The organism is Kitasatospora sp. NPDC059462, from assembly GCF_042749955.1.
In the GTDB taxonomy this organism is placed as follows: Bacteria; Actinomycetota; Actinomycetes; order Streptomycetales; family Streptomycetaceae; genus Kitasatospora.
Genome location: NZ_JBHYUU010000207.1, coordinates 1 through 13,208, shown reverse-complemented (window position 1 = coordinate 13,208; position 13,208 = coordinate 1). Strand labels below are relative to the sequence as shown.

Annotated in this window: 9 protein-coding genes and 1 pseudogene; 8 read left to right on the top strand and 2 right to left on the bottom strand. The window is 76.1% G+C overall.

Annotation, left to right across the window (positions count from 1 at the left end; all coding sequences use genetic code 11):
• Positions 1 to 97: 97 nt before the first annotated feature.
• Positions 98 to 286, bottom strand: a complete 189-nt coding sequence (locus ACFXAM_RS33255; protein WP_380296966.1) for a hypothetical protein — start codon at positions 284 to 286, stop codon at positions 98 to 100.
• Between the two features lie 92 nt (positions 287 to 378).
• Here ACFXAM_RS33255 and ACFXAM_RS33250 point away from each other — a divergent pair, with 92 nt between their 5' ends.
• Positions 379 to 543: a hypothetical protein gene (locus ACFXAM_RS33250; protein ID WP_380296964.1), complete on the top strand. Its 165-nt coding sequence runs from the start codon at positions 379 to 381 to the stop codon at positions 541 to 543.
• Positions 544 to 578: 35 nt separating this feature from the next.
• On the opposite strand, the gene ACFXAM_RS33245 is transcribed toward ACFXAM_RS33250, so the two are convergent.
• The gene (locus tag ACFXAM_RS33245; protein WP_380296962.1) at positions 579 to 1,223 is read right to left on the bottom strand and encodes a TetR/AcrR family transcriptional regulator; all 645 of its coding nucleotides are present in this window, start codon (positions 1,221 to 1,223) and stop codon (positions 579 to 581) included.
• A 128-nt stretch (positions 1,224 to 1,351) separates the two neighbouring features.
• On the opposite strand from ACFXAM_RS33245, the gene ACFXAM_RS33240 reads away from it, so the two are divergent.
• The 7 genes and pseudogenes from ACFXAM_RS33240 to ACFXAM_RS33210 all read left to right on the top strand — a co-directional run.
• Complete coding sequence (locus tag ACFXAM_RS33240) at positions 1,352 to 2,542, top strand: CaiB/BaiF CoA transferase family protein (RefSeq protein ID WP_380296960.1); 1,191 nt, start codon at positions 1,352 to 1,354, stop codon at positions 2,540 to 2,542.
• Positions 2,542 to 3,972, top strand: a complete 1,431-nt coding sequence (locus ACFXAM_RS33235) for an MFS transporter (protein WP_380296958.1) — start codon at positions 2,542 to 2,544, stop codon at positions 3,970 to 3,972. The genes ACFXAM_RS33240 and ACFXAM_RS33235 overlap by 1 nt, the downstream gene beginning before the upstream one ends.
• Positions 3,969 to 5,411, top strand: a complete 1,443-nt coding sequence (locus ACFXAM_RS33230) for an amidase (protein ID WP_380296956.1) — start codon at positions 3,969 to 3,971, stop codon at positions 5,409 to 5,411. Before ACFXAM_RS33235 ends, ACFXAM_RS33230 begins: the two co-directional genes overlap by 4 nt.
• Positions 5,412 to 5,660: 249 nt before the next feature.
• Positions 5,661 to 6,410, top strand: coding sequence for an alpha/beta fold hydrolase (locus tag ACFXAM_RS33225; RefSeq protein WP_380296954.1), 750 nt, complete (start codon positions 5,661 to 5,663; stop codon positions 6,408 to 6,410).
• A 147-nt stretch (positions 6,411 to 6,557) separates the two neighbouring features.
• Positions 6,558 to 9,332 carry a LuxR C-terminal-related transcriptional regulator gene (locus tag ACFXAM_RS33220; protein ID WP_380296952.1) on the top strand — a complete coding sequence of 925 codons (2,775 nt, stop codon included), beginning with the start codon at positions 6,558 to 6,560 and terminating at the stop codon, positions 9,330 to 9,332.
• Between the two features lie 224 nt (positions 9,333 to 9,556).
• The gene (locus ACFXAM_RS33215) at positions 9,557 to 12,316 is read left to right on the top strand and encodes an AAA family ATPase (protein ID WP_380296951.1); all 2,760 of its coding nucleotides are present in this window, start codon (positions 9,557 to 9,559) and stop codon (positions 12,314 to 12,316) included.
• A 165-nt stretch (positions 12,317 to 12,481) separates the two neighbouring features.
• Positions 12,482 to 13,123: pseudogene (locus ACFXAM_RS33210) on the top strand (sigma-70 family RNA polymerase sigma factor); the annotation flags it as partial.
• Positions 13,124 to 13,208 lie beyond the last annotated feature (85 nt).

Here is a 13,208-nt window from a genome sequence, read left to right as displayed (position 1 = left end):
GATGTCTTGGAGTGACAGCCCTCTTCTACGGCAGCTCCGCTGCTTTGCCTACCGGCCTTGACATGCAGGCCCCACGCCTAACTGAACGGCGTTGGGCCTAGTACACCTCGATGAGCCGGGCCTTCGCCTTGTCCTGGGTGGCGAAGCCCGACTCCTCCGTCTGCCTCCCGGCCGCGTTGCGGTACCGGATCTTGTACTCGTGCGGGCACCTCGGCCACCGGCTCTCGGGGCGCTCACACTCCTTGAAGAAGCTGCCCATGCCGCGGACGAGATTGATGGTGGCCATGGTTGTCGACTCCCGGGCGCCTTGCTGACCTTTTGCTGACCCCGGATGGTCGATCAGGCCTCTGACCTGGGAAGAACTGTGAAACGGGTGGCATGTGGTCGGACTTCATCGCCCGCACCGGCGACGAGATCGTACAGGCACGAAACAACTGGGAGCAGGGAATTCGCTTCGGTGAAGTCCACGGCTACGACGGCGCCCGACTGCACGCCCCAACCCGCCCCGACATCCCCCTGAAGGCCCGCGGACGGGAATGCTGAGGTGGGGAGGTGGCGTGACGGGGGGCTTTGCCGCGTCATTGGTGGTCAGGGGACTCCGTCGGGGGGTGGGTGGTGAGGCCGGCGATCATTTGGGCATAGGCGTGTTCGGCGCGGGCGTCGAGGTCGTCGAGGGGGATGCCGGTGTCGCGGGCGTACGCCTCGCGGAAGATCACGTAGCCGACCAGGGCGGAGGCGGCCATGACGTGGGCCGCCACCGCGTCGCTGTCCGCGGGGAGTGCGCCGTCGCGCTGGTCTCGTTCCAGGCTGCGGCGGGTCCGGGCGAACCGGGGCAGCGCGGTGACGCCCTCGTCGCCGTCGAGGGCCAGGAGGGCCTCCAGGCGGACGACCTCGGGCTCGGCCAGTCGGTGGCGGAACATCGCGGCCCGGCGCTCGGCGAACGGGAGGTCCCAGAACTGTGGCTCCTGTTCGGCCGCCTGGCGGTCGACCAGGTCAGCTACCGATGCCCGCAGCAGGGCCTGTCGGCTGCCGAAGTACTGGTAGATCTGCCCGTGGTTGACCCCGGCCTCGGTCGCGATCTCCCGCAGGTTGACGCCCGCGAGGACGCCGTCGCGGTGGAGCAGGCGCCGTGCGGCGTCGAGCAGGTCGGCCTCGGTCTCCTGCCGGCTGCGCCGTCGTCGCCGCGGCCGGCCGGTGTCGTTCGCGTCCGGTTTCTCGTCCATGGGCCGGGCTGTCTCCATTCACCGCGATGTGCTTCCGGGGTCTTGCCCCCCGCGCGGGGCCTAGCCTAAGGTCCCGATAACAACGTTCCGTTAATAACGGAACGTTACGCAAAGCTTAGGGGCATCGCATGGCGACTCTTCCACTCGCGGGCATCCACGTCCTCGACCTGTCCACTGTTCTCGCGGCGCCGGTCACCGCGACCTTCCTGGGCGACTTCGGCGCCGAGGTGATCAAGGTCGAGGAGCCCCGGCACGGCGACTTCACCCGGGGCGGCGCCGACGGCGGCCGCACCCCGTACTGGGCCCAGGAGGCCCGCAACAAGAAGTCCGTCACGGTCGACCTGCGCACCGCCCGCGGACAGGAGCTGGTGCGCGGGCTGGTCCCGCACTTCGACGTGGTGATCACCAACTACCGGCCCTCGACCCTGGAGAAGTGGGGCCTGGACCCGGACTCGCTGAGCGTCCTCGCACCGGACGCGATCCTGGTGTACGTCACGGGCTACGGCCTGACCGGCCCGTACCGGGACCGCGGCTCCTTCGACCGGATCGCCAGCGCCTTCGCCGGGCTGACCCACGTCACCGGCGATCCCGACCGCCCGCCGGTGCGCAGCGGGTACTCGACGATCGACTACATGGCCGCCTACCTCGGCGCCTTCTCGGTGGTCACCGCCCTCTACCACCGCGACACCGCGGGCGGCGGCGGCCAGGTCGTCGACCTGGCGCTCTACGAGGCCGGGTTCCGCGCCTCCGAGGACGCCCTGGCGGCGTACGCCACCACCGGCCGGATCCGTGAGCGGCTCGGCAACCGCAACCCGCTGATCGTCCCCGCCTCCGACTTCACCACCGCGGACGGCCGCAGGCTGTCGCTGCACGCGGGGACCGACCCGCTCTTCCGCCGGCTCACCGCCGTCATGGGCCGCCCCGAACTGGCCGACGCGCCCGAGTACGCCACCCGCCTCGCGCGCAACGACCATGCGGACGGCCTCTACGCGATCATCGCCGAGTGGGTCGCCGGTCACACCGCCGATGACCTCGCGCGGCTGCTCAACGACGCGGGCGTGCCGGCCTCGCCGCTCATGAGCATCGCCGACATCGCCGCCGACCCGCACTACCGGGAGCGCGGCAGCGTCGTCCAGGTCGAGGACGCCGAGTTCGGCGACCTCCCCATGCCCGCCCCGATCCCGCGCCTGTCGCGGACACCCGGCAGCATCCGCAGCACCGGGCCGGCGCTCGGTGAGCACAACGCGGAGGTCTACCGGGACCTGCTCGGCCTCGGCCCCGCCGACCTCGCGGCCCTGCGGGCCGGGGGAGTGATCTGATGGGAGCGGTCGGACCGGCCGCCTTCGGCGCCCGCCTCGACCGGCTCCCGCTCAGCGCGTTCCACCGGCGGCTCGTCCTGGCCCTGGCCGGCATGATCCTCTTCGAGTGGGTCGAGACCTACTCCTTCGCCTTCGTCGCCCCCGCCCTGCGCTCCCAGTGGGGCCTGTCCCTGGGGGACATCGCCGCCGTCGCCGGCGTCGCCTCGCTCGGCGCGTTCGCCGGCGGCATCCTCGCCGGCCGGCTCGCCGACCGTGCCGGGCGCCGACGCACGATGCTGGTCTTCGTCACGGTCTACTGCGCGGCGACCGTGCTGTGCGTGCTGGCACAGAATCCCTGGCAGCTCGTCATGGCGCGGTTCGCCGCCCACTTCGGCACCCAGGGCATGGCAGTGGTGGCCATCGTCGTCCTCACTGAGTTCGTCCCGGCGGCCCACCGGGGACGGCTGCAGACCTACAAAGTGGTCATCGGCTCGCTCGGCATCCCCGTCGCCGGATGGGCGGGCTACCTGCTCGTGCCCTACGCGGAGTGGGGATGGCGCGCGGTCTTCGCGCTCGGGCTGTTCGGGAGCGTCTTCGCCTGGCTGATCCGCCGGTGGGTGCCCGAGAGCCCGCGCTGGCTGGCCGCCCGCGGCGACCTCGCGCGCGCAGAGACGATCGTCCGCCGGATCGAGCGCCAGTGCGGGGTGGCCACCGCGGAACACGAGCCCGCGGCGCAGGCCGCGCCGGCGGCGGGATCCCCGCCCGCCGCGCCCGCGCGCCTGCGGGACCTGCTGGCCGGCGCTCACCGCCGTACCTTCCTCAGCATGTCGGCGATGTGGACGGCCGGGCTGCTCGCCTATTCGGCCTTCCAGACCTGGACACCCACCCTCCTCTCGGAGAACGGTCTCGAACTCGACGACACCCTCCTCATGTCGGCCGTCCTCGCCACCGCGGCCCCGCTCGGCGCACTGCTCGCCGCACCGCTCATCGACCGCTGGGACCGGCGCGTCAGCCAGTTCGCTCTCGGTCTGCTGACCGCGCTCGCCCTGATCCTCTTCGCGCTCGTCCGGTCCCCGGCCGCCGTCCTGGTCCTCGGCTGCGCCGTCAACCTGCTCTTCCAGACGGCCATGCCCTTCCTCCAGGTGTACTCCGCCGAGGTCTTCCCCACCCGGATCCGCGTGCTCAGCTCCGGCACGGCCAACGCGCTGTCCCGGGTGGTCAACCTCGGGGCGCCCTCGCTGATCGCCTCCCTCTACACCGGCATCGGCTACACGGCCGTCTTCGTCTTCCTGGCCTGCCTCGCCGCTGCCGGGGGCGTCATCGCCGTCACCGTCGGACCCCGGACGACCGGACTCAGCCTCGAAGCCGCCGCCCACGACGAACCCCACACCCCGTCCGCCAGCACCCCGCGCTCCACGCCCCACCCGCACCCAGGAGCACCCCGCCCATGACCGGCACCACCGACCTCTCCTACGCCTCGGCCACCGAACTCCTCACGCTCATGCGCAGCCGCGCCCTGTCGCCCGTCGAGCTGATGAACCACACCCTCGACCGGATCCGCACCCACGACGGCGCGCTGAACAGCGTCGTGCGGCTCGACGCCGAACGCGCCCTCGCCGAGGCCGCCGACACCGCCGAGCGGATCGCCCGCGACGAGGACGCACTCGGCCCGCTCGCCGGACTTCCGGTCCTCGTCAAGGACGGTGAGGACGCCGCCGGCCTCCCCACCAGCCACGGCACCCGCGCGTTCCGCGACAACCCGCCCGCCGCGCACGACTCCGTGCACGTCGCCAGGCTCCGCGCGGCCGGTGCCATCATCGTCGGCAAGACCAACATGCCGCCCATGGGCGCGGGCGTCCACACCGCCAACGAGGCGTTCGGCACCACCCGCAACCCCTGGGACACCGCCCTCTCCCCGGGTGGCTCCAGCGGCGGCTCGGCCGCGGCCGTCGCCGCCGGACTCGTCGCCCTCGCCACCGCCGGCGACGGCGGTGGTTCCACCCGCATCCCTGCCGCGCTGTGCGGGGTCGTCGGCCTCAAGCCCAGCCGCGGCCGCATCCCGCAGGGGCCGGCCCGCACCACCCACTGGCCCCGCAACACCGTCCTCGGCTGCGTGACCCGCACCGTGCGCGACACCGCGCTCCACCTCGACGTCGCCGCCGGACACCACCCCGCGGACCCGTACTCGCTGCCCGCGCCCGCCACCTCCTACCTCGACGCCGTCGACCGGCCCGCCCGGCGCCCGCAGGAACTGCGCGTCCGCGTCATGCGCACCTTCGGCGTCGCCGAACCCACCCTGCCGCAGCTCGCCGCGCTCGAACGGGCCGTCGACACCCTCTGGGCGCTGGGCTTCCGCGTCGTGGACGAGGACGCCCCGCTGCCCGGCGCCGACGACTTCCCGTCCCTCGCCCGGCTCCGGCAGAAGGTCCTCGCCCGCGCCCGGCTCACCAGCGTCCTGAACGCCCGCGCCGCCCGCCCGCAGGACTTCGAGCCGTGGTTCGCCGCAGCTCTCGACCAGGGCCGCGCGGTCACGGTCGAGGAACTCGCCCGCTACTGGGAGCACCGTGCCCGCCTCGACCAATGGGCCGCCGGGTTGTTCGCCGACCACGACCTCCTGCTCACCCCCACCGTCCCCACCACCGCCTGGCCGGCCGAGGGCCCCGACATCGAAACGGCCGTGCGCGAGCGGACCGTCCCGATCGCCTACACCTCCGTCTTCAACGACACCGGACACCCGGCGATCAGCGTGCCGGTCGGGCCCGCCGGGCCCGCCCGGGGCGCCGCCGGGATGCCCTGCGCCGTCCAGCTCGTCGCGCCCCACCACCGCGAGGACCTGCTGCTCACGGTGGCGGCTCTGCTGGAGGAGGCCGGAGGGGTCCGTCACCCCTGAGCGGGACCGGGACGACGTCCCGCCGGACGGCCCGGTCCTGTCCGCAGGGCCGGGCCGTCCGGGTCCCGGTGGCCACAGACCCGCAGCGCCGAGCCCCCCGGTCGCCGCGGCCACCGCGGCCGCCCGGCCCCCGCCCACGGGCGTGAGCCACGGCGGCGCCCGGGTGTCACAGATCCGTGGGGCGACCGGTCAACACTGCGGACGGGGCCGGGCCACGGCCCCCGGCCCCCCGACGGAGGACCCCGCCCCATGCCCGCCATCCTCGTCCACGGCGTTCCCGACACCCACCGGGTGTGGGACGCCGTGCGCCGCCGGCTGACCCGCACCGACGTGGAGGCCTGGGACCTGCCCGGGTTCGGCGCCCCGCGCCCGGACGGCTTCCGCTCCACCAAGGAGGAGTACGCCGACTGGCTGATCGCCCGGCTGGAGCGGGTCGGCGAACCGGTCGACCTGGTCGGCCACGACTGGGGCTGCATCCTCACCGCGCGCGTCGCCTCCCTGCGGCCCGACCTCGTCCGCACCTGGGCCGGCGGCAACGGCCCGGTCGACGCGGCGTACACCTGGCACCCGCTCGCCAAGGTCTGGCAGCACCGCGCCGACGGTGACCGCTTCATGCGCGAGCTGCGGGCGGACGCGTTCGCCGCCGACCTCGCGGCCGGCTTCGACGTACCGGCCGACCTGGCCGGGGAGACGGCCGGCCGGGTGGACGGGCCCATGAAGGACAGCATCCTGAGGCTCTACCGCTCCGCCGTGACCGTGGGAGCCGAATGGGAGCCGGGCCTCGCCCGGGTGACCGCGCCCTGCCTGGTGTTCTGGGGCGCGCGCGATCCCGCCTGCCCGATCGCGTCCGGCGAGCGGCTCGCCGCCGCCCTGCGCGCCCCCGGCGTCGTGGCGCTCGACTGCAACCACTGGCCGCCGCTCCAGCGGCCGGCCGAGGTCGCCGCGGCTCTTGAGGCGCACTGGGCGGCGCACCCGGGGCCGGGCGGGAGCCGCACGTGACGGACCGCCCGCCGGCCGCGGTGACGGGTGGTCAGAGCGCCTGCGGCGGAGCCCGGCAGGGGTTTGTCCACTGCGCGCGGGCTGATGCATGATGGGGACGACCCGGAACGATCAGGGCCCGGACCTCGAACGGCGTGGTGGTGACGGATGGCGGGCGGCGCTCCGTGGCGAGGGCTGCTCGGCCGGCGCAGCGAGTGCGGAGTGCTGGACCAGGTGATCGCCGGGGCCCGGGAGGGCCGGGGCCAGGCCCTCGTGCTGCGCGGCGAACCGGGGGTCGGCAAGTCCGCCCTCGCGGAGTACCTGGTGGAACGCTCGGACGGCTGCCGCGTCCTGCGGGCGGTCGGCGTCGAGTCCGAGATGGAGCTGGCGTTCGCCGGACTGCACCAGCTCTGCGTGCCCCTGATGGGGCGGCTCGACCGCATCCCCGGCCCCCAGCGCGACGCGCTGTCCGTCGCGTTCGGCCTGAGCGCGGGGAGCGCGCCGGACCGGTTCCTGGTCGGCCTGGCGGTGCTCAGCCTGCTGGCCGAGGCGGCGGAGGAGCAGCCGCTGGTCTGCGCCGTGGACGACGCCCAGTGGCTCGACCGGGTCTCCGCCCAGACGCTGGCCTTCGTCGCCCGGCGGCTGCTGGCGGAGCGGGCGGCGATCGTGTTCACGGCGCGCACCGGGGCGCCCGCCGCGGGAGGCGACCCCTTCGGGGGGATGCCCGAGCTCGTGGTCCGGGGGCTGCGCGACGACGACGCGCGGGCGCTGCTGGAGTCGCTGGTCCCCGGGCGGCTGGACGAACGGGTCCGGGACCGCATCGTCGCCGAGACCCGCGGCAACCCGCTGGCCCTGCTGGAACTGACCCGGGGGCTGTCGGCGGCGGAACTGGCCGGTGGCTTCGGGCGCCCGGACGTCGGTCCGCTGGCCGGCCAGATCGAGCAGGCCTACCTGCAGCGCATCGGCGCCCTCCCCGCCGACGCCCAGCGGCTGCTGCTGGCGGCGGCCGCGGAGCCGGTGGGGGACCTGCCGCTGCTGCGCCGGGTCGCCGAGCGGCTCGACCTCGGCGCGGACGCCGCGGGCGCGGCCGAAGCGGCGGGGCTGATCGAGTTCGGCACCCGGGTCCGGTTCCGCCACCCGCTGGTCCGCTCGGCGGCGTACCGGGCCGCCGACCCGACCGTGCGCCGGGACGTCCACCGCGCACTGGCCGAGGCCACCGACCCGGCCTTCGACTCGGACCGCCGGGCGTGGCACCGCGCCCACGCCGCACTCGAACCCGACGAGGCCCTCGCCGGCGAGCTGGAGCGGTCGGCCGTCCGCGCCCGGGCCCGCGGCGGGACCGCGGCCGCGGCGGCGTTCCTGCGACGGGCCACCGAGCTGACGCCCGACCCGGTCCGCCGCGGGGCGCGGGCGGAGACCGCCGCACAGGCCGCGTTCGACGCCGGATCCCCCGACGCCGCGCTCGAACTCCTCGCCACCGCGCGGCTGAGCCCCCCGGACGAGGCCAGGCACGCCCGACTGGCCCGGCTGCGCGCCCGGTTGGTCCTGGCCCGCAGGCGCGGCGGGGAGGCGCTGCCCCTGCTGCTCGACGCGGCCGGCCGGCTGGCCCTGGTCGGCGACGCACACGCCCGCGAGGCCTACCTCGACGCCCTCGGGTCGGCGGTCTACGCCGGGCGGCTGGGGGAGCCCGCCGGCGTCCGGGAGGTTGCCGAGGCCGCCCGCACGGCACCGCCCGGGGCCCGCCCGCCGCAGCCCACGGACCTGCTCCTCGACGGCCTGGTGGCCTGGTTCGCCGACGGCTGCGCCGCCGGGGGACCGACGCTGCGGTCCGCGCTGGAGGCGTTCCGGCGGGCCGCCGCCCGGGACGGCGGCGACGCCATGCGCTGGCTCTGGCTGACCTGGCTGGTCGCCGGGGAGATGTGGGACGACGAGACCTGGGAGCGGCTGACGGAGCGGGCGGTCAGGTCGGCCCGGGAGACCGGCTCCCTCAACTTCCTGCCGTTGGCGCTCGGCTACCGGGCCGCCCTGTCCGTGCACACCGGCGACTTCGCCCTCGCCGCGGCACTCGTCGACGAGGCCGGCACCCTCGCGGAGGCGACCGGCCACTCGCCGATGGGCTACCCCGCGCTGCTGCTCGCGGCCTGGCGCGGCGAGGGCGCCCACGTCGCGGAGGCCATCCGGGGCGGGGCTGCAGAGGCGACCTCGTGGGGCGAAGGACGGGCGATCGGCGGCGAGCACTACCTCCTCACGGTCCTGTACAACGGCCTCGCCCGCTACCGGGACGCCCTCGACCAGGCCGAACGGGCCGTGGAGTTCGACGACCTGGCACTCGTCGGGTTCGCCCTCGCCGAACTCGTCGAGGCGGCGGTCCGCTCCGGTGCCCCCGAGGCGGCCGCGGCACCCCTGCGCCGGCTGGAGGAACGCGCGGAGGCCGCCGGCACGGACTGGGCCCTGGGCGTGCTGGCCCGCTCCAGGGCCCTGGTGAGCGAGGGCCCTGCCGCGGAGCGGCTCTACCGGGAGGCCGTCGAACGCCTCGGGCGCGTCCGGATCGCCGTCCACCTCGCCCGCGCCCACCTGGTGTACGGCGAGTGGCTGCGCCGCGAGAACCGGCGCGCCGACGCGCGCGGGCACCTGCGCACCGCCCACGAGATGCTGCGGGGGTTCGGCGCGCAGGCCTTCGCCGAGCGTGCCCGGCGAGAACTGCTGGCCACCGGCGAGACGGTCCGGCCCGGACCCGCCGACCCGGGCGGGGCGGGGCGGGAGGCCCTCACGCCGCAGGAGGGCCAGATCGCCCGGCTGGCCGCCGACGGCCTGACCAACTCCGAGATCGGCGCCGAACTCTTCATCAGCCCCCGCACGGTGGAGTGGCACCTGGGCAAGGTGTTCACCAAACTCGACGTCAAGTCCCGCAACCGGCTGCGCGCCGCCCTGGCCGACGCCTGACGGCCCCCGCTGTCCGGACCCCCGGGACACCCGGGGGTCGACCCGGGGTTCCCCGGGCGCCGGCCGACGGTCCCGGGCGCCAGGGTGGTTCCCGGCGGTGCCGACCGGCGCCGCGCGCGATCGTGACCGCCCTCGGGTGCGGCTCCGCGGCCGCGCCGGGAACGACCGCGCGCCGAGCCCGGGACCCGGGCCCGGCGGGCACCGAAGGGGAGGCCGGCCGGCCCATGACTCAGGAGATGCTGGGGCGCAGCCGCGAGTGCGGGGCGCTGGAGGACCTGCTCGACGCCGTGCGCGGCAGCGGGAGCCGGGTCCTGGTGCTGCGCGGCGAGCCGGGCGTGGGGAAGACCAGACTGCTGGAGCACGCCGCCGCGCGGGCGCGCGGCCTGCGCACCGCCCGGGTCACCGGCGTGCAGTCCGAGATGGAGCTCCCGTACGCCGGGCTCCACCAGCTGTGCGCCCCGTTCCTGGACCGGCTCGGCCGTCTGCCCGTCCCCCAGCGCGACGCGCTGGGCACCGCGTTCGGCCTGGCCGCGGGCGTCCCGCCGGACCGCTTCCTGGTCGGTCTCGCCGTGCTCAGCCTGCTCGCCGACGCCTCCGGGCAGGACCCTCTGCTCTGCCTCGTCGACGACGCCCAGTGGCTGGACGAGGTCTCCGCGCAGACGCTGGCGTTCGTCGCCCGGCGCCTGCTCGCCGAGCGGATCGGGCTGGTCCTCGCCGTGCGCGAGCCGTCCCCGGAGCCCCGGTTCACGGGGCTGCCGCAGCTCACGGTCGGGCGGCTCGGCGACAGCGACGCCCGCGCCCTGCTGGACTCCGTGGTCCCGGGCCGGCTCGACGAGCGCGTCCGCGACCGCATCGTCGCCGAGACCCAGGGCAACCCCCTGGCCCTGCTCGAACTGCCCCGCGGGCTCGGCCCCGAGGAACTGGCCGGCGGCTTCGGGCGCCCCGACGCGCGGCCGCTGGTCGGGCAGATCGAGCAGAGCTTCCTGCACCGGATCCAGGCCCTGCCGCCCGCCGCCCGGCACCTGCTGCTCCTCGCCGCGGCGGAACCGGTCGGCGACGTCGCCCTGCTGGCGGAGGCCGCCGCCCTGCTGGGCATCGAGGACTCCGCCGCCCCGTCGGCCGAAGCCGCGGGCCTGGTGACGATCGGCACCCGGGTGCGGTTCCGGCACCCCGTGGTGCGCTCGGCGGCCTACCGGGCCGCCGTGCCCGAGGCCCGGCAGCAGGCGCACCGGGCCCTGGCGGAGGCGACCGACCCGGACAGCGACCCCGACCGCCGCGCCTGGCACCTCGCCAACGCCATCGCGTGGCCCGACGAGGAGGTCGCCGCCGAACTGGAGCGCTCCGCCGGCCGGGCGCAGGCCCGCGGCGGGGTCGCGGCCGCCGCCGCGTTCCTGGAACGGGCGGCCGAGCTCACCCCCGATCCGGCCGTCCGCGCCGCCAGGGCCCTGGCGGCCGCCCAGGCCAAGTACCAGGCCGGCGGCTACGACACCGCGCGCGAACTGCTGGACGCCGCCGCCCTCGGACCGCTGGACGAGCGCCGGCTCGCCCAGGCGGACCTGCTGCGCGGGCGGATCGTCTTCGCCTCGCAGAGCGCCGGCAGCGCCCTGCCGGTGCTGGTGCGGGCCGCCGGACGGCTGGAGGCACTGGACACCGCACTGGCCCAGCAGACCTACCGCGACGCGCTGCACGCCGCCCTCATCATCGACCGGCCGCCGAGCGGCGCGGCCCTGGCCGACATCGCCCGGGCCGCGCTCGCCGCACCGCCCGGGCCGCCCCCGGAGCACAACGACCTGCTGCTGCGCGGCCTGGCCGCGATGACCGTCGACGGCTACCGGGCGGGCGCGCCCACGGTGTTGCGCGCCCTGGGCGCCCTGTGCGCCGCGGAGGTCTCCGCGGAGGAGGGCCTCGGCTGGTTCCCGCTCGCCGCCCGGATGGCCTTCAACGTCTGGGACTTCGACAGCAACACGGTGCTCTCCTCGCGGCTGGTCGAGCTGGCCCGCGGGACGGGCGCGCTGTCGGTGCTGCCGTCGGCCCTGCTGCAACTCGTCTCCAACCGCGTCCTGGCCGGTGAGCTCGACCACGCGGACGCGCTGATCGCCGAGGCGCGGACGATCGGCGAGGCCACCGGCAGCCGCTACCTCGCCCACTACGCCTCCCTGGTGACCGAACCGTGGCGGGGCCGCGAGGCCGAGGTGCTCAGGGCGATCGACGCCATGGCCCGGGACACCGGCTCCCAGCGCGGCGGGCCGGGGGACGTCCCCGGCGCCGGGGAGTGGGCGAAGGCCGTGCTGTACAACGGGCTCGGCCGCTACGAGGAGGCCTGCGCCGCCGCCGAACGCGGCGCGGAGGGCCTCCAGGAGCTCGGCCTCGCGATCAGGTCGACGATCGAGCTCGTCGAGGCCGCCGCCCGCAGCGGCCGGCCGGCCCGCGCCGCCGAGGCGGCCCACCGGATCGCCGGCCTGGCCCGGGACAGCGGCACCGACTGGGCCCTCGGCACCGCCGCCATGGTGCGCGCCCAGGTGAGCGCGGGAGCGGCCGCCGAGGCCCTCCACCGCGAGGCCGTCGAACGCCTGGGTCGCACCGGGGTCCTGATCACCCACGCCCGCGCCCACCTGCTCTACGGCGAGTGGCTGCGCCGGGAGAACCGCCGGGCCGACGCCCGGGAGCACCTCGGCACCGCCTACCGGGCACTGAGCCGGATCGGGGTCGAGGGCTTCGCGGAGCGTGCGTGGCGCGAGCTGCGCGCCACCGGGGCGACGGCGCCCCGGCGTCCGGCCGACTCCCGCACCGCGCTCACCGCCCAGGAGACCCAGATCGCGCGCCTGGCCGGGGACGGGATGACCAACCCCGAGATCGGGGCCCAGCTGTTCCTCAGCCCGCACACCGTGGAGTGGCACCTGCGCAAGGTGTACACGAAGCTCGGCGTCACCTCCCGCAAGCAGCTCGCCGGCGCCCTGCCCGACGGCGTGGTGGCCACGGCCTGATCCCGGGTCCGGACGCCCGGGTCCGGAGGCCCGGGTCCGGAGGCCGCCGGACCCGGCCCGCGTCGGCGGGGGACCAGGCATCTTCCGGGGCGTCACGGCGGGGGCCCCGGCGGGAGCGTGTTCCCCGGGGGCATCGACGGATGCCGCAGGCGAAACGGAGCCGTGATGAGCGTGTTGACAGACCTGCCCGGGACGCGTCCGGACACCCCGCCGCGTGCCGGGGAGGCCACCCTCGACGAGGCCGCGGCCACCTTCGAGACGCTGCGGCCCCGCCTCTTCGGCACCGCGTACCGGATCCTGGGCAGTGCGGCCGAGTCGGAGGACGTGGTCCAGGACGTGTGGCTGCGCTGGCAGCTGACCGACCGCGCGGCGGTGGTCAGCCCCGCGGCCTTCCTGTCCCGCGCCACCACCCGGCTGGCCCTCAACGTGGCCCAGTCCGCCCGGTCCCGTCGGCAGACCCCGCTCGGCCCCTGGCTGCCCGAGCCCGTCGACACCGGCAGCGATCCCGAGGCCGGCGTGCAGCGGGCGGAGGAGCTGGCGGCCGCGCTGCTCGTGGTCCTGGAGCGGCTGACGCCCACCGAGCGGGCGGTGTACATCCTGCGCGAGGCCTTCGAGTACACCTACGCCGACATCGCCGCGATGCTGCGCCTCAGCGCCGTCAACGTCCGTCAGATCACCAGCCGGGCCCGTCGCCGCCTGGCCGCCGAGCAGCGGGGGGCCGTCGACCCGACGGAGCACCGGCGGCTGCTGGTGGCCTTCGTCGCGGCGGCCCGGGCCGGGGAGGTCGCGGCCCTGGAGTCGCTGCTGGCGGCGCGGTGAACGGGGCCCGCGGCGAGCGGTGCCGGGCCGGGACACCCCGACGCGGGCCGGCGGGGGCGGGGGGGGCCGGCCG